Origin of the sequence: Bacillus sp. FJAT-42315 (assembly GCF_002797375.1) — a bacterium.
Taxonomy (GTDB): Bacteria; Bacillota; Bacilli; order Bacillales; family Domibacillaceae; genus Bacillus_CE.
The window spans coordinates 2,178,148-2,203,735 of sequence record NZ_KZ454941.1; the positions used below are offsets into that span (position 1 = coordinate 2,178,148).

At 38.3% G+C, this 25,588-nt stretch carries 21 protein-coding genes; 4 read left to right on the forward strand and 17 right to left on the reverse strand.

Annotated features, from left to right (window positions below):
- Window positions 1-15 precede the first annotated feature (15 nt).
- The 9 genes from cas8c to CEF22_RS10800 all read right to left on the reverse strand — a co-directional run bounded on the left by cas8c (window position 16) and on the right by CEF22_RS10800 (window position 11,601).
- On the reverse strand, window positions 16-1,905 hold the full coding sequence (gene cas8c / locus CEF22_RS10760) for a type I-C CRISPR-associated protein Cas8c/Csd1 (protein WP_100402874.1): 1,890 nt from the start codon (window positions 1,903-1,905) through the stop codon (window positions 16-18).
- Complete coding sequence (gene cas5c / locus CEF22_RS10765) at window positions 1,906-2,625, reverse strand: type I-C CRISPR-associated protein Cas5c (protein WP_100402875.1); 720 nt, start codon at window positions 2,623-2,625, stop codon at window positions 1,906-1,908.
- Between the two features lie 12 nt (window positions 2,626-2,637).
- Window positions 2,638-5,067 (reverse strand): CRISPR-associated helicase/endonuclease Cas3, encoded by a 2,430-nt coding sequence (locus CEF22_RS10770; protein ID WP_100402876.1) that lies wholly within the window; start codon window positions 5,065-5,067, stop codon window positions 2,638-2,640.
- A 123-nt stretch (window positions 5,068-5,190) separates the two neighbouring features.
- On the reverse strand, window positions 5,191-6,102 hold the full coding sequence (locus tag CEF22_RS10775; RefSeq protein WP_100402877.1) for a sigma factor regulator N-terminal domain-containing protein: 912 nt from the start codon (window positions 6,100-6,102) through the stop codon (window positions 5,191-5,193).
- Window positions 6,102-6,593, reverse strand: coding sequence for an RNA polymerase sigma factor (locus tag CEF22_RS10780; protein ID WP_100402878.1), 492 nt, complete (start codon window positions 6,591-6,593; stop codon window positions 6,102-6,104). The genes CEF22_RS10775 and CEF22_RS10780 overlap by 1 nt, the downstream gene beginning before the upstream one ends.
- Before the next feature lie 177 nt (window positions 6,594-6,770).
- Window positions 6,771-8,906, reverse strand: coding sequence for an ATP-dependent helicase (locus CEF22_RS10785; protein ID WP_100402879.1), 2,136 nt, complete (start codon window positions 8,904-8,906; stop codon window positions 6,771-6,773).
- Window positions 8,907-9,017: 111 nt separating this feature from the next.
- Window positions 9,018-9,395 (reverse strand): VOC family protein, encoded by a 378-nt coding sequence (locus CEF22_RS10790; RefSeq protein WP_100402880.1) that lies wholly within the window; start codon window positions 9,393-9,395, stop codon window positions 9,018-9,020.
- A gap of 74 nt (window positions 9,396-9,469) precedes the next feature.
- Window positions 9,470-10,336: a DMT family transporter gene (locus tag CEF22_RS10795; protein WP_100402881.1), complete on the reverse strand. Its 867-nt coding sequence runs from the start codon at window positions 10,334-10,336 to the stop codon at window positions 9,470-9,472.
- A 77-nt stretch (window positions 10,337-10,413) separates the two neighbouring features.
- Window positions 10,414-11,601 (reverse strand): PucR family transcriptional regulator, encoded by a 1,188-nt coding sequence (locus CEF22_RS10800; protein WP_100402882.1) that lies wholly within the window; start codon window positions 11,599-11,601, stop codon window positions 10,414-10,416.
- A gap of 230 nt (window positions 11,602-11,831) precedes the next feature.
- Between CEF22_RS10800 and CEF22_RS10805 the strand changes: the two genes are divergently transcribed.
- Window positions 11,832-12,362, forward strand: coding sequence for a GNAT family N-acetyltransferase (locus CEF22_RS10805; RefSeq protein WP_157843222.1), 531 nt, complete (start codon window positions 11,832-11,834; stop codon window positions 12,360-12,362).
- 166 nt (window positions 12,363-12,528) lie between these two features.
- On the opposite strand, the gene CEF22_RS10810 is transcribed toward CEF22_RS10805, so the two are convergent.
- The 8 genes from CEF22_RS10810 to CEF22_RS10845 all read right to left on the reverse strand — a co-directional run bounded on the left by CEF22_RS10810 (window position 12,529) and on the right by CEF22_RS10845 (window position 23,575).
- A complete protein-coding gene (locus tag CEF22_RS10810) occupies window positions 12,529-13,875 on the reverse strand; it encodes a 3-hydroxyacyl-CoA dehydrogenase family protein (RefSeq protein WP_100402884.1) in 1,347 nt (448 codons plus the stop codon).
- Window positions 13,876-14,045: 170 nt separating this feature from the next.
- Window positions 14,046-15,602 (reverse strand): class I adenylate-forming enzyme family protein, encoded by a 1,557-nt coding sequence (locus CEF22_RS10815; RefSeq protein ID WP_100402885.1) that lies wholly within the window; start codon window positions 15,600-15,602, stop codon window positions 14,046-14,048.
- A gap of 89 nt (window positions 15,603-15,691) precedes the next feature.
- Window positions 15,692-16,882 carry an acyl-CoA dehydrogenase family protein gene (locus CEF22_RS10820; protein WP_100402886.1) on the reverse strand — a complete coding sequence of 397 codons (1,191 nt, stop codon included), beginning with the start codon at window positions 16,880-16,882 and terminating at the stop codon, window positions 15,692-15,694.
- A 58-nt stretch (window positions 16,883-16,940) separates the two neighbouring features.
- Window positions 16,941-18,044 carry an acyl-CoA dehydrogenase family protein gene (locus tag CEF22_RS10825; protein ID WP_100402887.1) on the reverse strand — a complete coding sequence of 368 codons (1,104 nt, stop codon included), beginning with the start codon at window positions 18,042-18,044 and terminating at the stop codon, window positions 16,941-16,943.
- Window positions 18,045-18,141: 97 nt separating this feature from the next.
- Window positions 18,142-19,347 carry an acetyl-CoA C-acetyltransferase gene (locus tag CEF22_RS10830; protein ID WP_100402888.1) on the reverse strand — a complete coding sequence of 402 codons (1,206 nt, stop codon included), beginning with the start codon at window positions 19,345-19,347 and terminating at the stop codon, window positions 18,142-18,144.
- 27 nt (window positions 19,348-19,374) lie between these two features.
- Window positions 19,375-21,102, reverse strand: a complete 1,728-nt coding sequence (locus CEF22_RS10835) for a class I adenylate-forming enzyme family protein (protein ID WP_100402889.1) — start codon at window positions 21,100-21,102, stop codon at window positions 19,375-19,377.
- Between the two features lie 53 nt (window positions 21,103-21,155).
- A complete protein-coding gene (locus tag CEF22_RS10840; RefSeq protein ID WP_100402890.1) occupies window positions 21,156-22,580 on the reverse strand; it encodes a carotenoid oxygenase family protein in 1,425 nt (474 codons plus the stop codon).
- Complete coding sequence (locus CEF22_RS10845; RefSeq protein WP_232726104.1) at window positions 22,580-23,575, reverse strand: NAD(P)H-dependent flavin oxidoreductase; 996 nt, start codon at window positions 23,573-23,575, stop codon at window positions 22,580-22,582. The genes CEF22_RS10840 and CEF22_RS10845 overlap by 1 nt, the downstream gene beginning before the upstream one ends.
- A 269-nt stretch (window positions 23,576-23,844) precedes the next feature.
- Here CEF22_RS10845 and CEF22_RS10850 point away from each other — a divergent pair, with 269 nt between their 5' ends.
- Genes CEF22_RS10850 through CEF22_RS10860 form a run of 3 tightly spaced genes read left to right on the forward strand, consistent with a single transcriptional unit; the run spans window position 23,845 to window position 25,550 of the window.
- On the forward strand, window positions 23,845-24,153 hold the full coding sequence (locus tag CEF22_RS10850) for a muconolactone Delta-isomerase family protein (RefSeq protein WP_100402891.1): 309 nt from the start codon (window positions 23,845-23,847) through the stop codon (window positions 24,151-24,153).
- A 24-nt stretch (window positions 24,154-24,177) separates the two neighbouring features.
- Entirely contained in the window at window positions 24,178-25,095 is a 918-nt protein-coding gene (locus CEF22_RS10855; protein WP_100402892.1) for an alpha/beta hydrolase, read from the forward strand.
- Window positions 25,092-25,550, forward strand: a complete 459-nt coding sequence (locus tag CEF22_RS10860) for an acyl-CoA thioesterase (RefSeq protein WP_157843223.1) — start codon at window positions 25,092-25,094, stop codon at window positions 25,548-25,550. Before CEF22_RS10855 ends, CEF22_RS10860 begins: the two co-directional genes overlap by 4 nt.
- Window positions 25,551-25,588: the final 38 nt, after the last annotated feature.

Below are 25,588 nucleotides of genomic sequence, written 5' to 3' on the forward strand. Positions count from 1 at the left end.
GTTCATAGCCCCTTTTTAATTAGTCGTCTGATCTGTTGCTTCATTATTTTCTTTCTTCTGATATAACTCATGACGTTGGCTGTAAAACCCTAATAAATACTTTCCTGACAACGGCTTATTATTAAAATCCTCATAGTCCATCTTGGAAGCTATTTCATCAATTAGCTTTGACAAATCTAATCCTTTTTTCCCTAATCTCGCTTGGTACGGTTGCAAACTATCTTGAATCGTTTTCCACGTTCGTGCCGGATGCTTAGAGAACGAATTCATGTATCGAATCGCATTACTTGCACGAGTTTCATCTGAACCTAAAGCACGTCTTTCTAATACATCTGCAACGGCTAGTAAACGTCCGAATAAGTAATCGCGGTCATTCTTTTCTGTATCTAATGCCAAATTGTACTCCTCCTTTTGATTAATTAATGCACAGGTAATGCTTAATGTCTTTTCCCATTCCCACTTGTCCATCGATACAGGGTTAGACGCTCGATAAAAAGCACTGTTAAGAATATCTTGTGGTACCTTTCTCTCGTCGATAATGCAAGGTAGCATCCGCTCCATAAGTCCCTTCACTACTTTTTCATTTGCTCTGGGACCATATGCAGCAAAGGCGATATCTTTTGTCGCCGGAGCACCATAGAATTGAACAAATTCCCCTTGATCATTTTTGCGATAGCGATGAAGCCACACACAAGTGGAATGCCATTTCACCAATCGATCTAAATAAATCTCTTTTTCCATATTCCGATAATATAGTACAGCTAAACGACCCGTAGTAGCAGAATCTAAAATGATAATATTGATGTTTGAACGTTGCTTTAAATCATTTCTGTAACCATCAAGCGCCTTAGCCACTTCTCCTGCAAACTCTTGATTAGTAAACGATATCTTCTTGCTTTTCTCTGCAGTAACTGGCACAAGCGAAAAGGTATCTTCGGTTGGATCAGGCGTATTTGTGTCATCATTTTCCCATACAAGAAACACTCGCTGGTCAACAATTTTCCCTTGACGATGAATGAGCCATTTTAGGGCATTATGGGCTTTTTGAGACACTTCATAACTAATACTGGCTACTTCATGACTTTTATTAAAACGACCTCTAAATGTAAATCCGCTCGTATCATTCGCTGAAATTAACTTTGCCTTATCTGCTGCATTTCGGATTTTATTTGCATGCCTATCTGTACTTGGTAAGCTTTCTCCTGTTATGTAACAAAGATCTTCATCACTTAACAACTCATTATAATAACAAGTGAAAGAATCATATACGTCTTTGTCTTTCCAAATTTTCGTTAATATGTCATTAGGTGAATGCACGTTAAAACGGATAAAAGCACTTTCTTGACCGCCGCTCACTACCGAAAAGATCGCTGGTTTTTCGCTATGTAAGGCTTCGTATGTTTTCTCCCATTTATCAATTAATCGACCATTTGCATCAAGAAATAAAACCTTTTCATCCACTAGATCGTGAATTAATTGTTTCTTGCTTAAATATTTATAAATGCTTTTTATCTTGTCATGACCATATGAAGAGCTCGCCCATTCTTCTAGTTGTGCAATATAATATGTAAACGGCTCCTCTTTTTTTATTTTGCCGCCATAAGCAACAAAGTCTCCTGCTACATAACTTAATTTATCATGCAGCGGATACGGAGCTATTTTTGCCCCTGCTCGACTGGCTGATTCTTCTGTACACGGAATTAACGTACTGGCATCACTTTTATCAATAACGACCGCCGAATGAAACTCTCCATCCTCTGTAATATTGACTTCAATATGTGCATTTTGTGTCGTATGTGAAATAGGAAGTAAAGTGAATTCCTTGTCATTGTATTTTTTTTCAATGACACCTACGTGATCGAGGTTTGCTTCATACGTTTCATATAAATTCAATAGCCAGCTCATTTACTCACCTCCTAACTCTAGCTTCACTTCTTCTCCCTCTACAGAATTCACGTTATTTTGATCAAAGTGCTTCATTTCCATATCTTTGATCTTGCGAATGTGCGTACATTGGTCCGGTCGGATGAATTGAATCACTCCATTTTTCATCACTGGCGTCCATAAACGAACTTCCATTTCATTTCGACCCGTTTCATCTGGATAATTAATACCATGCACCATGGGTCCGAGATGAATTTCTCCACCATAATTGTCATAGAATCCTTCTCCTTCACCAAATACACACGGCTCTACATAAGCTTGACATTCTCTCGCTCCGAGGAAAATATCTCTGCGGCCCCCAACTTTGAGTGAACGTTTTAATATGTTATGATGCTTGTTTTCATTACGATCAAAAGCCATATCTGGTCGATGAGGATTAAAAATAAAATGAGCTCGTACTTGGTAGTGTACATCCCTTAAATACGTATAATTCGCTAGCGTGTTTCCTCCACCATAATCAATCGGCCGAATTCCTTTAGATTCCATCTTGATCGCATTCATCACTCGCACTTCATCCACGATCATTAGTAAAGTAGGCTTCCAATAAATACTTTCAACAATTCCTTTTAACGCTTGATACGTGGGTACTTGGTACGATAACTTCTCTCCACCCATTTTCGTTAGTGGATCAGTGAATAACGCATAATCACCGAAAACTTCAAATTCAATTCCGTTTCTCATACACTCACCCCCTTAAAATAATGTAAGCCCAGGCATACTATCATTTTCAAGATTGAGACCATACTTTTCATCATAAGCCCCTTCTTTTAACGCAAATATTTTCCCATCTAAATAACTGACAAGACCTTCATTATTAGATAATTGGTTCTTTTCATGACTGTATAGACTGATCGTATATTGCTGAGCCTTTTTTAATAACTTAGTAAGCTTTTCAATGGAGCCGTTACTGTTTAATTCTGCAATCACTTCTTTTCCCTCTCCGTAAGGGACGAGTACGGAGGTCGTTTGATCATCAATGACGCGAAAATGCTCGGCTGCTGTATGATAACTATTGATAATAAACAACGGCAAATGCTCTTTTTCTTTACGATAATAAGCTTGAGCATAACTACTGTTTGCTTTAGAAACTGTCAATAATTCGGTCATTTCCTTTTTCAATGCCGGAATGAAATAATTCAAATCCGATTCAAATTCTGTATAGTATTCTTTAAAGTATCGTTCCATCGCTTGCGTTGATAAAATATGTCCACCGTGATTGGTGTCATCGTGCTGAAGATCAATAAGGATTTTTTGTGATACTTGTTTCCCGACCTTGATTTCTTTTAAGCGATCAAGGTTTTCTTCCTCATGATCGATCACATACACATTTTGAATAGCTTTTTCCCCATGGCGATTACATCTACCAGCTGCTTGTGCAATCGAATCTAATCCTGCTAAAGAGCGAATGACACAATCAAAACTAACATCTACGCCTGCTTCAATTAATTGTGTACTAATACAAATCATTTTATTTCCTTGTTTTAAATGCTCTCTTACTTCATCTAAAATCTCATTTCGATGGGCCGCACACATCGATGTACTTAAATGGTAAATAGGAATATCGAGTTCTTGATTGATTAATTGATCATATAAGTTTTTCACAACTGTTTTCGTATTTAAAATGACTAATACACTTTGAATATCTTCTATTTTTGATTGGATAAAATCAGCAAGCTTAGCATTATTAAAGGTTTCGTTCGTCGCCTTATCAATCATTTTTACACGGGTAAACGCCTCGACTACCTCGCCTAAATTTTCAATCATTTCAGCATCTGTATTGATCTCTAACTTATGTTCGACAAAATCTAATGCTGGCTGAGTTGCTGTACAAAGAACGACACTCGAATGAGCATAGCTTTTCAGAAAATTTAACGCGTGATTAAACAAGCTGACACAAGAAATCGGTACCTTTTGGACTTCATCAAAAATAATAATCGACTCACTCAAATTGTGAAGTCGTCGAATATTTCGGCTCCCTTTTGCGTAAAACACATTCAAAAATTGCACCATCGTTGTAAAAATGATCGGAGCATCCCAATTATCTTTCGCTAGCTTCAATTTTTGTTGAACATTGATCATGCCATCTTGGTATTCATCATGATCGTCCACATCTTCAATGACATTAGAATGATGCTCTAAAATATTCACTTCATCTTTGAGTATGTTTCGCACTTCTTTAGCGTTCTGTTCAATAATCGTTGTAAATGGAACAACATAAATGATTCGCTTTTTGTTATACAACTTGGCATGTTTAAGAGCATATCTTAAACTAGCTAATGTCTTGCCGCCGCCTGTTGGAATTGATAAGGTATAAATCCCTGATGGGTTTTCAGCAAATGCTTCACATTGATTAGACATCTCTGCTCTTAACAAATTAATGGGCGTATTAGCATTTTCATGTTGTTTAAATGAATTGATTTTTTCTAGTAGCCTTTCGTAATAGATATGGAACAATTCATTAGCATCTGTTGTTGGTTCGTTGTTCGAATTCTCCTCAAATAACCTTGTATTCGTTCGGTCAGCGTCAATTAATGCACTAAAAATAAACTTCGATAAAAACATGAACTGTTTATCATAATTTTCAGGAGATTCTTTCGCTAAAAAGGCCTGTAACTCAGCAGTGGCGTTCTCTACATATTCAAGAAATTCTTCTTCACTCATGACATGGTCAAAAAAAGCGCTCTTCGTTAAATGAAACTCCGTTAACTCTTTATCTCGCACTCTATTTAAATAGTTCGATCCTAACTCAGGATTTAAAAAATCTTGTAAATAAGCATGATGAGAAATAATCGCATTACCAACAATCTCAGCTAAAATGGCTTTATAAGGATGGATGTTCTTTCCTGTATGAAATAATTCATACAATAACTTTCCGCCAGCAGTAGAATGGTCAACACTACCTCTTTTCGGGGGAGCATCTGGGTTATTCACTGCTTCTATTATGTATTGTTTAAACTCTTGAGTATATTTTCCTAAATCATGAAGCACTCCAGCCAGTCCTGCAATATGTTGAATCCCAAGCTTTTCTCCGTAGGATTCTGCTAGTTGTTTCACTTCTAATAAATGATCCTCAACAGACTGAATTTCGTGATCACTTTCCCGAATATGAGCAATATATCCCATCAAACCTACCCTTTCTGGTGATATTTTCATATCCATCTTATCATATTTTTACAAATAACAACCAAATATTCGACAAAATTTACAATAAATAAGAGACCAAATATTGATCTGGTCTCTTACTTATTATTTCTCCGGTTTAATATAAGGGACAATTGGTGCAGTAGCTCCTACAGAGGCACCTCGAATAAAATCTTGATTTTCTAAGGCTTTGAAATTTTGGGTTTGACCAGTCAGCATGACCCCTAAAATTTTCACTTCATCAAACTGTTTATTTTTATTTAATCTGAAAAACTCCTGGATGGCTTCATGATTACCATTTGCATCATATTGTTTAAGTGCAGCAATGAAGCTATCGTACGCTTCTTTTGGCGAATCAGATGGATCAAATCCATAAATCGGCATGCCAGAAGGTCCCTGACTTTCATCTACAATGGGTGATGCCATATACAACCATACAATGTTCAAATTATCGGGAATTTTCGCTTGTATTTCTTGTAATGTATAAGGATGATCAAAGGAAATCGCCACTTCCGCAACGTGATTTTCCATTTGTGAAATTTCGCCTAGTTCGTTTTGTACACCATCATGGTATTTTTTAATAGATGGATGATAAAATTTTGCGACTTTATTCTTTGTTTGTTTATCATACTCGTAGAAGTCCGTATCAGACCAATAAGACCCCGGTATTAACTCGTTATGATCAATATCAACACTAATCCAATTATATGAACTCGTGAGTGTGCCCCATTGCACTACATAGCCATTAATGTTTTTAGAACGATTCGTCACAATATTGCCACCAAACGTAGAGGGATTACTCGTAACTTGAGAATCGATTTGAATGTTAGGTTCGGCAATCTCGTTATGTAAAAAGAGTTGTTCGTGAAGCCTTGTAGAACTTTTCCCTGCAAAGTAATTACCAGTTGTATAAAGAATCGGGATTAGTATAAGTACAACGATCGTTGAAATAATAACGATTTTCAGTAATTGTTTTCGTTTAGCTTTTTTTAAAGCACCTTTTAACGAAGTATCCATTAATATTCTCCTCCTATTTTTGAATGAATAGACGTACGTGCGCGATATAATTTTTGCTTGACACTGTTTACTTTAATATCCAAAAGAGACGCAATTTCTTCATATGAAAAATCATAATAATACTTTAAAAAGAAAACTTCTTTGTAGTCCTTTTTGATGTCTTTTAATAAATAATAAATCTCATCCTTATTTAAAATGATGTCGAATTCGCGGTCTGTATGTTGTAGCTTTGAGTAAATCTCCTCGGTTAAGTAGATGTTTCGCTGCTCCTTTTTTCTCTTTAAGTCAATGTATTCATTGAGCGCAACTCTAAAAAACCACGGACGTATATTGTTCTCTGTTAGATCATCTAATAACGTGTACACTTTGTAAAAAGTATTTTGAATGATATCTTCAGCATCTTCTTTTTTGGCTCCTTTCGCTAATAATAGCTTAAACACTTCCTCTCCTAAATTGATAAGATAGGAGGCCAATATGTTTTCTTTCTTCATCATTTTTCCTCCCTATACTTATACAACGAATAAGTAACAATAAATGTATACACTTAAATGAAAAAAATTAACGATTCGCTTCCCGAGGTGAATCACTTTATTATTGCTACAAATAATAAAAAGCACCAACGTCAAAACCGCTCTAAAGCTTCTTCACTTTGAGCGGTTTTGATTGATCTATTTAACTTTCTCTAATAAGCCCATCTCCAAACAAGTAGTCACAGCCAGCTTTTTAACCCCTTCTTGAAACTGAATTTCAATCATCTCTTCAGTAAGTTGAACAATTTCCCCACTTCCAAACACTCGATGCTTCACCAATTTTCCTGTTACCAAGTCACCTCTGCTTCGGATCGCATTGGGGTTCTGTTCGGGTCCTTCCTCACGAGGCTTTTCCTCTTTCGGACTGATTATTTTTTTAACGTCCGTGACGAAACGGGATTCTGTTGTCCTTTTCCCATCACGAACTTTATAATGAATGAGCTCTAAATGTCGTTTTGCTCGTGTCATTCCGACGTAAAACAAGCGAGTGGCCTCTTCCATTTTCTCTTCTGTCCCTTTTTTATCATCATCAGAAGATGGAATCACGCCTTCCACTAAATCGATCATATACACACGCTCAAATTCTAGCCCTTTCGCACTGTGAAATGTCGAGAAAATGACGGCATTTTGCCCTTTTCTTATTTTAGCTGTTTTTAGAACGGATTCTAGATGCTTAAGCCGCCCTGCAAACCCCTCCATCGTTTCTAACGTGTCGGCAATTTCTTCAAGCGTGTTCAAAATACCAAATAAATATTCCTTGCGAAAGCCCAATTGTTCACATGTCTTTTCTAGTGCTTTCTCATAACCTAGCCGATCTCTAATCACACGAATCGCCTGCAACGGTGGCATACCGCTCATTTGCTGGAAAGTTTCTTTACATGCTTTTAATTGTTTCACTTGATAGTCTTTTAGTTGAACATGATTCAATAAGTTATCAAAAACCGATTCGTTGTTACGAATTTGCTTCAGTGCGGCCATTTGCTGTTTACTAATATAGCCATTAAACTTCAGATGAATTTTCTCTAAAATATCCGGGCGTTTATCAGTAAACGTCATGCGCATAAAATTTAAAATATCTTCCACGATCCAGTGCGAGAAAAAGCGATTGTCCGCATCCTTCATATAAAAAAGAATGCCAGCACGGTCAAACTCATTCATTAACATAATGGAAGAAGAATGATTGCGATATAAAACGGCCACTTCAGCAAGCTGTTCCGTTTTCTTCATTTCTTTTACTAAATATTTCGCTTGATACTTGTAATCTGCTAAATCCTTCACTTTAATTGACTCTGCTGAAGGATTATCCGTAAACATATTTTTATCATAGCGCTGCTTGTTTCGTTTAATAAATTGATTCGCTGCATCGACGATCTCTTGAGACGAACGATAATTTTGTTCCATAAATAGAACAGTGGCACTTGGATAGACTTGCTTAAAATTCAACAAATATGACGGCTCTGCTCCTCGCCAGCTATAAATCGCTTGATCATCGTCTGCGACCACACAAAGATTTTTATGTTGTTGGACGAGTTTTTCAATCATTGCATGTTGCACCATCGACGTGTCTTGACTCTCGTCTGTCAACACATAATCATATCGCCGTTGGTAGCGGCTAAGAAGCTCGCGATTCTCTTCAAACACTTCATTAGCAATCGTCAGCATATCATCATAATCAAGCAATAATTGATGCGTGCCTGTTTTCTTGTAGGACTCATACTCGCGAAAAATCCGCTCTGCTTCCGGAACATCTACTTTGATGGTTGACCATTTATCCTCAGTAATCATCTTATTTTTCATAAAACTAATATACGTCGTCAGCTCGTCCATTTGATCTTCAGTAATATGCTCACCGACAATTGACTTAAATAAATTTCGTAGGATGATTTTTTTATGCAAGGGGCTTTTATCCCCCTCAATCATTTGATACGGTGTTCTCGTTTCACGAAAATGCTCGCGCACGACTTCAAAGGCCAAACCATGAATTGTAGAAAAATCAACAGCTGGAAGATGAGGAAAGAAACGCTCAAAACGCAATTTCATATCATGAGCCGCTGCCCGACTGAACGTAATCGCTTTAATCCGTGATGGAGCTATCCCCTTTTCCTCGATTAAATAACCGATCCGCATAATCATCGTCGTTGTCTTTCCCGATCCTGGAGAAGCCAACAGCAATAGCGGTCCTTCTGTTTGAAGCACCGCTTGTCGTTGCATTTGATTTAAAGAAACACCTAATTCACTTTTCTTGCGAACAAAAAAATCTTCTTTTACCGTCATTTCAAATTACCCTTTCAACCGTTCGAATATTTCTTTCAGTATAACATCAAACGGAGACTCATTCACTCGGACTCTTCCAAATCTCGTTTCATAATTCGAAAATGGTGTGCTTCATCTAAATTCTACCCACTCTAAAAACTCCAAGCGGTTTCCAAATGGATCAGATGTGTAAAATCGTTTTGCTCCGGGCAACTTATCGTCTTCAGTAATAACGACCTGGCATGAAACTAAGTGTTCCATTAACTCGGTAATATTTTTTACTTCGAACGCAGGATGTGCTTTTTTCGCTGGTGAAAAAGGTTCCTCAATGCCAATATGTAGTTGGATTTTTCCACATTCAAACCAGACCCCGCCTCGTTTTCGCAACTCAGCCGGCTTTTCGATTTCTTTAAATTGTAAAATATCTTTAAAAAACTTTCTTGCTTCTTCCTCGCTCCCCTTAGGTGCTGTCAGCTGAATATGATCAATTGTTTCAATGTGAAAAGCCATTCAACCATCTCCCTATTTAATTTGCTTAAAATTTCCTTACATAAAATATGGTAACACAAAATCGAGAATAAGTTCTATGTATGTTTTTTATAGTATGCCGGCTTTAGTTCCGCAATTAAAATAGCGATCATGATTAACATAGCCCCCATAACCATACGACCTGTCAGCACTTCATGTAAAAATAAAACCGATAACAACATACCGAAAAATGATTCTGTTGATAGAATAATGGCTGCCTTTGTGGCCGTTGTATATCGATGCGCCATATTTTGAAAAAGATAGGCGATCGTTGTTGAAAAAACTGCTAAATACAAAATCGAATATATCGCTTCTTTTTCCATTGTTATCGGTATATCCCCTTGAATAAATACCGTAACTATACTAATTAAAGCCGCTGTTATGAATTGTACAATTGTTAGTGAAATGGCATCTTCCTTTTGGACAAAAAGATTAGTGTAAAAAATATCAAAAGCAAAGCCAATTGCACATAAAAGGGACAACACATCTCCTATGTTGATTGTCATAGAACCTTGCAATGATAAAAAGCCAATACCTACAATGGCTAGACCTGAGCCGAATAATTCATACCGATCAATTTTGCGTTTGTAAATGAGATAAGCTATGACCGGCACAATCACAACATTGACAGCTGTTAAAAATGCATTTTTAGATGGTGTCGTATATTGTAAACCGACCGTTTGTAAAGCAAAGGCGATGTATAAAATGGTTCCTAAGATGGCGCCTTTCCACACGACAGATTTCGTAAATTTTTTGAATTTGTATCCAAATAGTATTGTAAGTATAAGCGTAGCTACAACAAACCTTCCTGCCATCACTTCATAAGCGGTTAAATATTCGAGTGCGATAGCTGTTACAACAAACCCACTCCCCCAAATAATTGCTGTAATGAACAACATACCATCACCAATGTATTGTTTCATTTCTTCTCCTCCTAACTACAACAAGGATAGCATGAGAAGAAATACGATAATTTGATTGTCATTCTAAATTTTCAAGCTTATTTTTGTACTGATTCCAATCCAACAGTCGCTCCTTCAATTGTTATATGCAGTAAATACAATTTAATTGCTGAAGATAAACGCTCATAAAAAACGAGCTCGTTACCAAAAGGTTCTATTAATTGACGTATTTTCGTCATACGATAACGAATCGTATTCGGATGACAGTAATGTATGACCGCTACTTCTTTTACATTCCCTTTTGTCAACACAAATGTCACTGCTGTATTCAATAACTCACGATCTACTCTTTCTTCTAAAAGCGGACCTAAATACATTTTTATATAATTGTTAGCGAATTGGGCATCCTTTCGATAGAGCTCAATAAGCATTCTTTCGGATGCAAGTTGTTCATAATGACAAATAGACTGCATTTCTATTTCAGCAATAATTCGTGCATAGTAGGCTTCTCTAACAGCTAGATGAAGTTCTGTATGCGTTAAGTGAGCTTCGCTATAACCAATTATTAATGTATCTGTTGGAATTGCATAAAACGTCATCCATTCATTTAGCATTTTCTCAAATTGAAGTTGCTGGTATTTGTTTGTAAAAAAGATGAGAATACTTTGTTTATAAGTACAAATAATACCAGATGTTAAAAAGGACTCGAATTGGAAAAAATCGTACATCCATTGGGAGTCCTCGTACTGTTTCATTTTAATATTCGCTGCAAACACATATTTCTCAAACGGTTTATTCATTTGTTGTAAAAAGGATTGCATTTGTTTCTCTGAAATTTCTTCTTCGATTAGGCACCTCATCATCTTTTCTAAAAAGAGCTTATTGTCCCTTTTTTTAATATCGTTCATTACTTCAAAAATGATATCTTCAAAAAATTCATCTCCACCAAAACGTAAAATTGGGAAACCCTGCTCATTTGCAAAATCTAGGACCTCGTTCGGTAAATCCTCAAAAATAACTGGTTTATAGGCTAAGGCACTCACCTTTAATTCAATCAGTTTTTTAATTGTGTCGATTAACTGCTCTGGCTTTTCTTTGGCAAATAATAAACTGCTGAGTACAAGGCTATAAGAGCTGAAAGCAGTTTCTCTCACTTGCTGAATACCTGCCGCGAATTCAAAATCCAAAATTTCAACCGTTTCGATTATATTATTTAATGCATTGCCACCTGCTACAACCGAAAAATCTTGTGTAACTGACAGCTGTAATAAATCCTTTACATTCATTATATGTATCATCCTTTTTAATAACGTAGATAACATGATTATAAAGCATCGCAGCATAATTCGATAAGAAATTCCATTTCCGAGTTCCACTTTCACCTATCGCAGAAAAACTATTTACTCTGACATCTAGCCTTTGTAAAATAGACACATGCAAACATGAAAGGACTGAACTATGCACAGATGACGATATTTTTAATCCAGTTATCCAAACAATAATGGAGGTAAAAATATTGACTACAGAGCTATACACTAAAAGATTGCATCTAAGAAAGATGAAAGTATCCGACTCGCCTAGCTTATTTCATATTTGGTCTGACCCTGATGTTACTAAATTTATGAACATTACTAATTTTACTGATGAAAATCAAGCAAAAGAAATGATCGAGCTTATTGATGAATTGGATCAAGGTAACAAAGCTATTCGTTTCACCATTATTGAATTAGAGTCGCAAAAGATCATCGGTTCTTGTGGATTTAATTCTCTTGACTTTGAACATGCGAAAGCCGAAATAGGGTATGACTTAGCGAAAGCATTTTGGGGTAAGGGATACGCTCAAGAAGCCATTCATTCTTTGTTAGATTATGCTTTTAAAACTTTGAGGCTCAATCGAATTGAAGCAAAAGTAGAACCAGAAAACTCGAACTCTATAAGACTTTTGGAAAAATTAAACTTCACTTTTGAGGGAACATTAAGACAGTACGAAAAATCAAAAGGAACGTTTAATGACATCAATATGTACTCATTGTTACAAACGGATTGATTTAAATCCTTCTCGGGGCATCCAAAAGTTGATATTTCGGCTTTTGGATGTCCCTTTTCTGTTTCAGAAGGTTTTTTCAAAGATAAACTGTATGGAGATTTGACATATAAATCTCACTCAGAAACATTTCTAAAACTTTCGAACAGACATACTAGACTACCGAATTTTATTCAACGTATCGTTCATATACATTGCCATTGAAGAAATAGTTCTTGTCACTTACTTTCTTATAGAAAGAGTCATACCCTTTGTCCATAAGTTGTTGTGCAATAGGTGGAATAGATTTTCCTTCTTCCTTCATTTTCACAACCGACTTCGTGACACCAATCGCATCCCAAATTTCAAAGACACCGAGTTCCCAACCGAATCCCCATTTCAATGCATTGTCCATTGATACAATATCGTCTGCAATTTCACCGTGTAGATGTCCTGCAAATCGCAAAGTTGTTGATAACATATTCCAAATGAGTTTACCTGCACGATCATCGGAATATATTAACATGTTCATTCGCTCGCCAACATCTTCTATTTGCATCGCTTTTTCAACAGAAAGCGCCTTCATTTTTTTAATAGGTTCGTATTCCATTGATTTAACATTTAACTCTAATATTTCGCCATCTAACTTCTGGTAAAACCCACGACCTTTTTTTACGCCAAGCATTTCATTTTCGATCATTTGATTGATAAATCGAGGCAATTGATACATTTCTTTTTCAACACCTTTTGCCTGCTCCTGCATATGCTTCGCTACCAACTTCAACGTGTCAATTCCTACTACATCCGCCGTTCGAAACGTTGCGGAGCTCGGACGACCGATCAATGGTCCCATGACTGAATCTATTTCTCCCACTGAATAGTCCCCTTTTTCAAGTTCACCTAGCGCAATAAACATCCCAAAGGTTCCCAACCGATTCGCAATAAAGTTCGGTGTATCTTTTGCGAGGATGACTCCCTTCTGTAAAACTTCCTTACAAAAATATTGCATATAGTTTAACACTTCAGTAGACGTTTTTTCTCCTGGGATGAGCTCAAGTAGTTTTAACAACTGAGGAGGATTAAAAAAGTGTGTGCCTAAAAAATGCTTTTGAAACTCGACTGAGCATTCCTCTATCATTGCTCGAATGCTTAATCCAGAAGTATTAGAACTAACTATTGTTTTTTCTGAACGAACTTGCTCAATTTGTTGAAATAACATTTTTTTCACTTGTAAATCTTCTACAACTACTTCAATTATCCAGTCTACATCTTTCAACTTTGCTAAGTCATCCTCAAAATTTCCAGCTACAATAGAGGATAACTGATCTTTTGTTAGAAGCTGTTGTTGAAGAAGCCTTTTAATTGCATTGTTTGCGAGCCGGTTTTTGACGGATGCATCTTCTGCACTGCATCCTTTTGTTTCCTCTTTTCTATCGAGTAGTTGAACAGACAATCCTTGATTTACTAGATAAGCTGCAATGCCTGCCCCCATGACACCTGCCCCTAAAACCGCAGCTTTTTTAATTGCATATCCCACCTCAAACACTTCCTTTTTTATGGTTTTTGCCCACCAAGTTGCAGATTCATAAAGGCGACTGCAATCTGATTCAGCTGTAGTCGCCTTTCTTTGTCGTTTGAAACAATGATCTTCATCTATTTATTAATAAATTTGTTGGAGTTATATAGCCAAGATTTAAGTTTTCCTCGTTATCTGTTAGTCACTTCCTTTTGATAAATGTCTACTAGGCCGCGTTTTAATATTTTTCCGACTCCATTACGAGGCAATTGGTTGATAAAAATGACTTCCTGTGGCGTTTTATATTTCGCTAAATGTTCTTGGCTGAATGCAATGATCTCCTCCGCTGTGATTGAAGCATCTGGTTTTTTAACCACATATGCTACTAAACGCTCTCCCATTTGTTCATCAGGCACACCAACCGCCGCAACCTCCAAGACATCCGAATGCGTAACGATCACTTCCTCGATGTCTCGAGGGAAAATATTCAGTCCGCCTCGAATTACCACATCTTTCTTGCGATCAACGATAAAGATATAGTCGTCCTCATCCATATACGCCATATCACCTGTACGCAACCAGCCGTCGACAATAGTTCTGGCCGTTTCTTCTTCAAGCCGGTAATAACCAGGTGTTACATTCAATCCTTTGACTGCCAGCTCACCGATCTCACCTGGCGACAATGTATTTCCATCTTCATCAATTATTTTTGCCTTGACAATGTCAATAGGTGGTCCTACAGATCCCGGTTTTTGAACCATATCTCTCCACTGAAGAGATACGACAGGCGCTGCTTCAGACAAACCGTAGCCCTGCCAAATCGTTGCACCTGTTCTTCTTGTAAACGCTTCCATTAAGGCGGTTGGTAAAGGTGCAGAACTACATAAAATCCCTACTACACTACTAAAGTCATAGTTATCGATGGACGGATGCATAATCATTCCATAGATCATGGCCGGAACCGCTGAAAAAGATTGGATTTTATATTTTTCAACCGCTTTAAAAATTTCTTCTGCATCAAATCGTTCTAATACAATTACGGTACTTCCAAGATTTAAATACATATTCATTGCTGTAAAACCGAAGCTATGTGCTAAAGGCAACGCGACTATAGTTGTCTTCCTTAACATCTCAACTTCCATTACATTAGCAGAGGCTTGTGCGCTAATGTAAAGATTGCGATGTGTTAACATGACTCCTTTCGGTTGGCTAGTCGTGCCTGATGTATAAAGGATGACAGCTAAATCGTCTTCTTTTACATTTCGATTATTTTCAATCAGCTTATCCTCTGAAGAAAGATAGATTTGATTTAATTCATGGACCTCCATATTTTTTTCAACATGTCCATTTTCAAACGTATCTGTAACAACCACATGAATCTTCTTATTCATTTTTTGTGCTACTTTAATAATATTATCGTACAGGCTGCTCGATGTAATGATTGTATCTGCATCAGAATCTTCCATAATATAATGGACTTCGTTTGCATTTAATGCATACATAACGGGAACGACAACAGCTCCTGCTTTTAAAATCGCTTGATAGGCGACAAGAACTTCAGGACAATTTTGCAAATAAACAATCACCTTATCACTTTGACTCTTCACTTGTGTTTGCAGGTAATTAGCAAGTTTAGTTGATAAATGATCTAGTTCTAGATTCGTATACGTGGAATCGCCAAAGCGAATAAAGTCATGTTTACCAAATTTCTCTATGTTCTCTTTCAATATAGTAGTAAGTAACATCATAGGAATTCCTCCCTTAGTTTTTTAGGAATGCTATTTAGTACTTAACTGATTTACCCTTCTAACATCAAACGATTTCATACACCTGCTAATTATCCCCGCGGTAATTGCAAAACTCTTTCTGCAATAATATTTTTCTGAACTTGCGTTGTGCCCGCATAAATCGTTTCTCCTCGAGAGATAAAATCAATTTCATGCAACTTCCCTTTTCCTAAACTATCTTCCCCCCAATACGGAGCCTGCTTACCGAGTACTTCCATCGCCAATTCTCCCAATTTCACATGCATAGAACTCCAAAATACCTTTTGCATGGAAGCTTCAGGGCCTAGCCTGTTATGATTCATAAGCTGACTCATTGTTTTCAAGCCATGATAACGGAAAATACGGATTTCTGAGTAAATTTCAGCAAGCTTTTGTCTAAAGTAAGTTGTATCCGCAATCCGTGAACCATCTGCTGTTGTTAACTCTTTACTTAACTTAACAATTTGCTCGAATTCTTTTTGAAATTGCGCTTGTCTTCCAAGTGACATCGTTCCGCGTTCGAAACTTAATGTTGTCATTGCAATTTGCCATCCATTATTTAGCTCGCCTACAAAATTTTCTTTTGGAATCCGAACATTATCAAAGAACACTTCATTAAACATTGCCTTTTTATCCATTTGAACAATCGGCCGAACGGTCACGCCTTTACTGTTCATCGGAACGAGAAAGAATGTTATTCCTTTATGCTTAGGGGCTTCTTTATCTGTTCGCGCTAAGACAAAACACCAGTCAGCAAATTGCGCTCCGCTTGTCCAAACTTTCTGTCCATTTATAACCCACTCATCCCCATCTAACTCCGCTCTCGTTTGAAGTGATGCTAAGTCAGATCCAGCATTTGGCTCTGAAAAACCTTGGCACCACATTTCTTCTCCTTTCAATAAAGGCTCTAAATAACGCTTCTTTTGTTCTTCAGTACCGTAAACTAATAGTGTCGGTCCAAATAGAGATTTTCCTAACGCGTTTACTTCAGGAGGAGCATTTAATTTTCCAGCCTCTTCAAAGAAAATAATTTCGTGTATCGTTGTTTTTCCTTGACCTCCATACTTTTTTGGCCAAGTGATTCCATTAAATCCTCCTGAATAAAGCGTTTTCTCCCACCCGCGGTAAAAGGCTGCCTCCTCTTCCTCATTTTGAGGTTTTGTATATAAAGGCGTTCCCCACTTCTCAGGCAAGTTCTCTTGTAACCAATGTCGAACTTCTAAACGATATGCTTCTAACTCCTTGCTTAATGAAAGATCCATACCCTCACCTCATCATTATTTGTTGTTCCAATATTGCTTTCAATAGATTCGAATCGATTTAATCAATGACTAGCTGTGCTATCGTTTCACGATGATCATAACTATTGCCTAATATCGCAGCAGCACGTCGAATGCGTTTGAAAAATAAATGCATATCATTTTCCCACGTATAACCAATTCCTCCATGCATTTGAATGGCATCCCCTGCGATTTTGATTGAATGGGAGGATGCATATGATTTAGCAATTGAAACCGCTTCTGCCGCTTCTTTATGATTCACATCCAGCGCCCACGCACTATAATCAATCGCTGCTTTCATACTTTCAATTTGTGTAAACATATCCGCAGCCATATGCTTCAATGCTTGAAAAGACCCTATTGCCACTCCAAATTGTTTTCGCTCTTTTAAATATTGCACAGTGGAGTGCATCATTCTTTCACTCGCCCCCGTTAATTCTGCAGCAAGCAATAACGAAGCTATTCGTTTCAGTTCCTTCATCTTTTGGTTACCGACTCCCATTCCCTCTGCTAATACGATGGAAGATTGATCAAAAGCATAATCATGAAGTGCTACCTCATATAAAGGATACGTTTCATCTAAAGAATGATTGTTCTTAAAATTCAAACTACTGCTTTTGGCATCAATCAGAACCAATGTCTCTTCTTCTTGACTGGAAAAACCACTGCCTAAAATTCGGATTGATGCAAGGATCAAGTCAGCATCTTTGGCAAAAGGGACTTCTTTGAGGATGCCGTTCGCAACATAATGATTTTCACCTCTTTTTTCAACTACCGCTTCCGTGCTTGTCCACGCAATCGTAGGAAGTGCCGCCCCTATTTCAATATTTGCAACCGTTTTGGCTTGAATTTCACTTGTGGACAATAAAGAATTAACCAAAGTCGCTTCAATATACGGATACGTTAACAATGCTCGTCCAGCTTCTTGTGCAAGAATTACTCCAGGAATCATCCCTTTATTTTCATCGCTAGCTAGATCGAACATGCTTAATATCCCTTGCTGAGCGATTAGTTTACGCATCTCTTGACTCATTTCACTCTTTTTTATAAAATGACGAACCTGTTCAATTGTATTTTTTTCTTTCAGCATGTCCCGTATACTACGTTGCAACATTACTTCTTCATCGTTATAAGAAAAATCCATTTGATTCACCTCAACCCAATCATTTTTTTATTAGATGAATCACTCTTCCTTAGCATTCATTTCGCGGAAAAAGTGATCCTCCCCTTAAGAGTCTATCTCATGATTCGATTCTTTCGATAATAAGGGCGGTTCCGGTCCCTCCCCCACCACTTACGGCAATTAACCCTCGCTTCTTTTCCTGTCTTTCTAGCTCATCAAGCATTGTAGCCACGAGCATACCACCTGTAGCCCCTAGTGCATGTCCCATGGATATAGCGCCACCATTGACATTGATTTTTTCTACGTCAATATTCAAGTCACGTATATATTTCAAAACAGTCGCGGCAAAAGCTTCGTTATATTCAAAAAGGTCAATGTCTTCTACGGAAAGCTTGGTTTTCTCTAATACTTTTTCAGTAGCTGTTTGTCCACCTGTCAATAGATATGGACTCGCTGCAGCATTCACCGCTCCGATAATTCTCGCTCTTGGCTTCATCTCTAAAGAATGCGCGGCTTCTTTATTCCCTACAAGTAGTAAGGAAGCCCCATCGGCTAAAGAGGGTGAGTTCCCTGCATGATGCAAATATTCAATTTTGTTTAATTCCGGGAAAGCTCGATAGATTTTGTCTTCGGCTTCCCCTACACCAAATTTAATAAAAGAAGGTGTAAGCTTCGATAATGTTTCTGTAGAGCTGTTTTCACGAATTAACTCATCATGATCGAGCAAAAGATTTTTTTCATCATCATAAACAGGGACGAGGGAGCGAGAGAAACGATTGTTTCTTCTTGCTGCAGCTGCCCGCTCTTGAGATTGAACAGCATATTCATCTAGCTGACTTCGAGAAAAACCTTCTAAAGAGGCGATGATGTCAGCCGAAATGCCCATCTGCACAAATCCAGTTTGCACACGCACTTCTTCGTCAACAAACCAAGCACCCTTATCAGCGAACATAGGGACGCGTGAAACAGATTCGACCCCACCTGCTAACACCACATTTTCCATACGTGAGTGCGTTTTTAGCGCAGCCATTCCTACCGCGTCCAAACCTGAAGCACAGAAACGATTGATCGTTACTCCACTTATGGATTCCGGCCATTCAGCATAAAGAGCGGAGATTTTAGCAATATTGGCTCCCTGATCATTCACTTGCGTCACACAGCCGAGAATAAGATCTTCTACTAGTGCCTTATCAAAAGAATGATGATTCTCCATAGCAGCAAGTAATTGTGAAACGAGCTTTATCGGTTTAACTGAAGCTAAAGACCCTTCTTTCTTTGCCATCCCCCTCGGTGTGCGAATTGCTTCGTAAATATAAGCATCCATTCGATAATCACCACTCTCAAAATTTTGTTAGCGATACTCGATTTCTTGTTCTTCAAGCACTTGCTCACGCAAACGATGTTTCAATATTTTCCCTACAGGATTACGAGGAAACTCCTTATAAATTGTGATATATTCTGGAATCTTATAGGTTGCATAACCATTCTCTTTAAAAAATGTGAATATTTCTTCTAATCCAATGGTTTCCTCAAGGTTTTTCAACACAATACAAGCACAGGCTTTTTCCCCCATTACTTTATCAGGAACGCCGACGACTGAAACTTCTGCAATCTTTGGATGACTTTGCAAGAAGTATTCAACTTCTTCTGGAGATATATTAACTCCTCCACGAATAATAATATCCTTAGAACGCCCAACGAAACGATAGAACCGTTGAACCCCATCTACTTCAACAATTTCGAACAGATCTCCGGTACAGAAAAAGCCATCTTTATCGTATACTTTGCAGTTAAGGTCCTCTCTTTTCCAGTAGCCTTGTAGCACACTCGCGCCTTTAATCCGCATTTCACCCGGCATGCCGCTTTCCGTAATGATTTTTCCTGTCTCTACGTCCACAATTCTACTTTGAAAACGATGCGCGATTCTTGTGGACCACTCAAATCCTTCTACGCCAAAGCGCGGAAAGAAATTTGCACGCTGCTCAGAATTTGGAATGTCTCTCGGACCACTCATAAACGTTGCTCCTTCATTCGAACCGAAATAATTGATAATATCAATGTCGAATTTTTCTTTCCATCCTCTTACCATCCAAGAAGAGAGTGGAGTGGACCCAGAACCAATAGCTCGCAAAGTTGAAAAATTCGCTTGCTTTAAGATAGCTTCATTATTCAGCATCATATTTAAGAGCGCTGGAGGAGCTAATGTATACGTTGCACGTTCAATTGCCACTTGCTGCAAAAATGCCGGTAAGTCAAACGGATGGTGCATCATTAGCTTACTGCCAGCAATTAACCAAGGAACGAACATGCCGCCAATTCCCGCCATATTGACCATTGGAAATGTATTGAGTAATATGTCTTCTTCTGTAAATTCCACGACATCAACAGAAGCGTATGCGGAAATCAACCATTCATTATGGCTCCTTGGAACTCCTTTCGGTTTTCCTTCTGTACCAGATGTCCAACAAATCGTAAAAATATCATTGGCCGTAGATGGATTCGCAGTTATTTCTTGTTGCAGACATTCGATATCTTCCATTGATAACTCCGCTTGATCGATGGAGAGAACTTCTGTTGGAATAGCTTCGCCCCAAGCAAAAATCGTTTCGATCGTTGGCAATTTCGATCGCATCTCTACAAATGTTTGCGCGGCATGGTAATTCAGAATACGTGACATGGTAAGTACAGCCTTTGCTTCAACAAAATTAAGAAGGGTTTCGTATTCGTGCTCTCGATATTGAACTGGTAATGGCGTTGCAATCGCACCAATTCGTAAAATAGCTAAATAAGAAATAACAATTTCAACTGTATTCGGCAATTGAACGGCAATAATATCATCTTTCCGAATGCCATTTTTCATTAAAATAGCCGCTAGCCGATCTGCTTCATCACTGAGTTGTTGGTACGTGAGTCGTTTTGGTGCTTGATGACAAATGGTTTCACGATTGAGGGGGTCAATAATGGCCTCAATATGCGGTCGATTATTTACGTGATGACGGAATATATCATAGATGGTCTCTGTTCCCCACCATCCCTTTTCTTCATACTCTTTAATGATTTCTTTGCTTGCCAGTATCATTTCCGTTTCTCCCCCTTTAGCTATGCAAGTTTCTATTAGCCGATCCGTCTGCTTTATGCATCTTCCTTGTAGAAATTCTCCCCAGAAATCCACGTTGCATGGAAGCCCATCGGAACCCGTTGCGGCAGCGCAATTCTAGCAATTGGCTCCAGTTCGAAATGCTGTGCATCTAAGATGATCAACTCGGATTTATTTTCTTGTTCATTGTAAATATAAGAAAGGATATACCCATCATCTTCTGATTTGGCATTTTTCTTTGGCGCGAATGCTGCTTCCGTTCCATAGTGCTGAGGGGCGAATAGATGCTTTTTCGAGGCGCCGGTCCATGTGTCATATTTGACTAAACCCGTAAATTTTAGCGTAACCGCTGAATCAATATAAACATTGTATGAATAGCGCCCTTTTCGTCCCAGGTAATTTAAGTTGGTGACCGGGAACTCTGTATTCATATCGCAAAGTTCTCCTTCTTTTACTGCTCCAGTTTTTGTATTTAAACGCCAGTAGTGCAATTGCGCATTCAACTGTAAGAATTGCATCATCCGTTCGATATCGCTTTCGCCCGCATTCTTTGGCGGCTCTGGCTCTTTTACCCGACAACCGATAAGGACAATTTCATCGCCTTCTTCCCATGCATTGATTGTATGATAGATATAGCAAGGATCTGCTTCGTACCAGCGAATATCTTCCGAAGCACCGTATCTTGGAATCACACCAAAACGACTAGGCATATCACGATAGAACTCTACCTTATAGCGCCCTTTTTTCAACGCTTCTGGATTATTAAATAATGGCAAATCCATTAAAATTGAATAATTTTCTGTAATCCACATATCATGAGGATTTCGTGGTCCAGGCAATTCGATCGGCACACTGTGTACATTTTTTCCATCTGCTGAAACAACACCATACATCATATATGGAAATTTTATCCCATAGTCAAAGAAAATAAATTCACCCGTATTTTCATCGACTTTTGAATGGGCAGAAACGCTTGATTTTAATTGACCATTAAAATTTTCTACTCCAATCGTTTCCAATGTTTTCGCATCAATGCGGTAGGGCTCACCGGAAATGTACCAAAGACTGAGCAGATTATTATTATGATAGACAACATCCGTATTGGAAGTGTTTTTCAACCTTTCAAAACTTGGATTTTTTGATATGTCTTCCATTAGCCCAACCCATTCAGATTTCTTCGCTTGATCTTCATGCTGATAACCTTTTGTTTGAACATAACGGTTTCGATAACTCACTTTTCCATCTTTAATATAGACAGCATGTAACATCCCATCTCCGTCAAACCAATGATGGCGCCCCATCGGCTCATACTTTGGATTCGGACCATTACGGACATACGCACCACTAAAGTCAGTAGGGATTTCGCCTTCAATCACCTGTAGTTCCTCTATGAATAGTTCTTCATCAATCGGTGCATATAATGGGGCTTGTAAATAAGGATTTAATTCCACTTTACTCATCAGATTCGCTCCTTTTCACTGTTTTTCCATTGGTTGTTTGTATTTAATTCCATTTGTGCTTCTTTATATTCTCGTTGTAAATGTTGAATAATTTCGGCAGCGGGTTGAACGCTTTGAATGACTCCCACCCCATGTCCGGCCGACCAAATATCACGCCAAGCTTTTGTGTCACTTTGTGGATTACTAAAATCAATCGAATCCTTCGGTGTTAACTCTTCAGGTACCAGACCTGCTTTTACAACACTCGGAATCAGCATGTTCGCATGAACGCCCGTGAAGGCATTCGTCAATAAAATATCGTCAAACTCCGCCTCTACAACCATCTCTTTATATTCTTGCTGCGCCAGGCTTTCTGCAGCTGGAATAAAAGAAGTTCCCATGTAAACAAGATCGGCTCCAAGCGCTTGAGCGGCTAAAATACCTTTTCCGCTAGATATGCCTCCTGCAAGGACAATGACCCCATCCCAGAATTGACGCACTGCTTCTACAAAAGCAAAGCCTGCCATCGCTCCTGTATGACCGCCGGCTCCAGCGCTGACAAGGATTAAACCATCCACTCCTGCTTGCGCGGCTTTCTTCGCGAATTTCACAGAGTTCACATCAGCAAATACGTATCCACCATAACTATGGACCACTTCCACCACGCGAGCTGGACTTCCTAATGCCGTTATCACAATGGGAGGTTCATAGTGGATTAACAGCTCCAATTCTTGTTGCAAACGATCATATGAACTGTGTGCAATTATATTTACTGCCCACGGAGCAATTTTTTGGCCATTATTTTTCCTTTCTTCTAATGACCCTTTAATTGTTTTCATCCAATCTTCCAATTGCTCGATTGTTCGGGCATTCGGTGCTGGAAAAGCACTCATTACACCACTTTTACAACAAGCCGTCACTAATTCCGTACCTGATACTAGAAACATAGGCGCCGATATAACCGGCAGTACTGTTTGATCCCCGATTCTTTTCAAAATCAATTCTTTATCCCTCAAAAAAATCTCCTCCTATCTGATTCAAGCCCTTTCACAGTGAATAAATTGCAATTACCATGCCAACATCAAAAAACGGCTACTATCGCAAAACAACCTTCTTTTTGATTACTTTTATAATCAACTCTTTCTATTCCGATTCGATTTCGAATCAGAATATGACTTTATCTCATTAAAAGACGATGTTAACGCGATCTAAAGGCTTGGTATACTTTTTGCATATTATTACCTAGAAACAAAAATGACTATGGAATAATAAGGGGGACAATGCGATGTTATTTTTTATCCGTGCATCAGTTCATCAAAAAGAACTATCAAATGAGGAGCTCTGGGCATTATGGGAAAAGGAAATAACTGTTGCTCGAAAAGCAATGGAACACAAAAAAATAATAAGTGCTTATAAAATTGCTGGACGGAAAGAAGTCATATTAATTTATCGAGCTGATTCACATGATGAATTAGATCGTGTTTTTACTGCACAACTGCCATTAGCTAATTATTTAACCATTCAGGAAATGACCCCAATTCGGCCGTACCTTGAGTTTGCAGAAGATGTTATTGACCGATGGAGCAAAAAATAAAGCCATTGTTTGAGGAGGAATAGGATGAAAATCGAAAAAATTACGTATATGAGTGATGGGATTGCATGCAGTGGATTGCTTTATATTCCAGCTGGAGAAGATACAGCAACGTATCCAGCTGTCGTGATGGCACATGGATTTAGTCTTGTAAAAGAGGCTTACTTACCGAAGTATGCGGAAAAGTTTGCGGAGGCTGGATTGGTTACACTCATTATCGACTATCGTAACTTTGGAGAAAGTGAAAGGGAAAACCGGCAGCATATGGATCCTCTAGAGCAGATTAAAGATTATCGACATGCGATTTCATGGGTTTCATCACATCCAAATGTAAAGGAAGATCAAATTGGGATTTGGGGGACCTCTTATAGTGGGGGACATGTTTTACAAGTAGGTGCACTCGATCGTCGTGTTAAAGCAATTGTTTCACAAGTCCCAACCATTCGCGGTTGGATCGGTATGGAGAAAAAAATGGGCAAAGAAAATATGGGTGCCTACATCAAAAAGCTGATTGCCTACCGTACAGAACGCTATGCCGGCGCTCCAGTTGAACATATTCCTGTTGTCAGCAAAGATCATCAAAACTGTGCACAAACACATCCTGAAGCATACCCATGGTTTACGAAAATGTCTGAAGAGGTGGCTCCTACTTGGAAAAACTATATTACACTCGAATCTATGGAACATTATTTGGAATACTTTCCGGCTGCTAATATAGACATCATTTCACCAACGCCACTGATGATGATTGTTGCAACAGAAGATGGGATTACACCGCCCGACGCAGCTATTGAAGTGTTTCATTCGAAAGCCAAGGAGCCTAAAAAACTTGTAAAATTACCAAAAGGTCATTTCGATGTTTACAATGGTGAAACATTTGAGGCTGCACAACAAGCTGCTACAAGCTGGTTCGTAGAGCATTTATGCAAAGGAGTGGGACAATGACTCTTCCAGCATATATCAAACCCACTGTTGAAGACTGGCTTATAAAATTCCATTTTTCTACCCACACGAAGGTTCGAGTTTGTGAAACAGACTTATTTGGCCATGTAAACAATACAAGTTACAGTCTATACTTTGAACAAGGACGTGCTGATTACCTCGAGCATTTTGGGTTCTATGATTGCGGACTAATGTTTGTCGTTGGCGATATATATTGCCATTTCCACCGTGAAGCCTATGTGCGTGATGAATTAATCATCAAAGTAAGAACCTCCAAATTTGGAACAAAGTCTTTCACTTTGGAAAGCGCAATCCTGCGAAAATCAACAGGTGAACTGATTGCATCCAATTGGACAACGCTTATCTTAATGGATAGTGACACCAAAAAAACCATCGCCCTGTCTGATTTCATTAAAGAATCAATACGAGAATTAGAAAAAGATGAATCTCTAGTTTAATAGCATTCAAAAAAGAATACATAGAAAAAGCGTGATTT

What these genes read in the sequence shown, in the direction of transcription:
- CEF22_RS10850 (WP_100402891.1), top strand. Translation starts at nt 23,845, where the DNA reads ATGTTATTTTTTATCCGTGCATCAGTTCATCAAAAAGAACTATCAAAT.
- CEF22_RS10815 (WP_100402885.1), bottom strand. Translation starts at nt 15,602, where the DNA reads ATGATGTTACTTACTACTATATTGAAAGAGAACATAGAGAAATTTGGT.
- CEF22_RS10860 (WP_157843223.1), top strand. Translation starts at nt 25,092, where the DNA reads ATGACTCTTCCAGCATATATCAAACCCACTGTTGAAGACTGGCTTATA.
- CEF22_RS10795 (WP_100402881.1), bottom strand. Translation starts at nt 10,336, where the DNA reads ATGAAACAATACATTGGTGATGGTATGTTGTTCATTACAGCAATTATT.
- CEF22_RS10820 (WP_100402886.1), bottom strand. Translation starts at nt 16,882, where the DNA reads ATGGATCTTTCATTAAGCAAGGAGTTAGAAGCATATCGTTTAGAAGTT.
- CEF22_RS10790 (WP_100402880.1), bottom strand. Translation starts at nt 9,395, where the DNA reads ATGGCTTTTCACATTGAAACAATTGATCATATTCAGCTGACAGCACCT.
- CEF22_RS10840 (WP_100402890.1), bottom strand. Translation starts at nt 22,580, where the DNA reads ATGAGTAAAGTGGAATTAAATCCTTATTTACAAGCCCCATTATATGCA.
- CEF22_RS10800 (WP_100402882.1), bottom strand. Translation starts at nt 11,601, where the DNA reads ATGAATGTAAAGGATTTATTACAGCTGTCAGTTACACAAGATTTTTCG.
- CEF22_RS10855 (WP_100402892.1), top strand. Translation starts at nt 24,178, where the DNA reads ATGAAAATCGAAAAAATTACGTATATGAGTGATGGGATTGCATGCAGT.
- CEF22_RS10825 (WP_100402887.1), bottom strand. Translation starts at nt 18,044, where the DNA reads ATGGATTTTTCTTATAACGATGAAGAAGTAATGTTGCAACGTAGTATA.
- CEF22_RS10780 (WP_100402878.1), bottom strand. Translation starts at nt 6,593, where the DNA reads ATGAAGAAAGAAAACATATTGGCCTCCTATCTTATCAATTTAGGAGAG.
- CEF22_RS10770 (WP_100402876.1), bottom strand. Translation starts at nt 5,067, where the DNA reads ATGGGATATATTGCTCATATTCGGGAAAGTGATCACGAAATTCAGTCT.
- CEF22_RS10775 (WP_100402877.1), bottom strand. Translation starts at nt 6,102, where the DNA reads ATGGATACTTCGTTAAAAGGTGCTTTAAAAAAAGCTAAACGAAAACAA.
- CEF22_RS10835 (WP_100402889.1), bottom strand. Translation starts at nt 21,102, where the DNA reads ATGATACTGGCAAGCAAAGAAATCATTAAAGAGTATGAAGAAAAGGGA.
- CEF22_RS10785 (WP_100402879.1), bottom strand. Translation starts at nt 8,906, where the DNA reads ATGACGGTAAAAGAAGATTTTTTTGTTCGCAAGAAAAGTGAATTAGGT.
- CEF22_RS10830 (WP_100402888.1), bottom strand. Translation starts at nt 19,347, where the DNA reads ATGGATGCTTATATTTACGAAGCAATTCGCACACCGAGGGGGATGGCA.
- cas8c (WP_100402874.1), bottom strand. Translation starts at nt 1,905, where the DNA reads ATGAGCTGGCTATTGAATTTATATGAAACGTATGAAGCAAACCTCGAT.
- cas5c (WP_100402875.1), bottom strand. Translation starts at nt 2,625, where the DNA reads ATGAGAAACGGAATTGAATTTGAAGTTTTCGGTGATTATGCGTTATTC.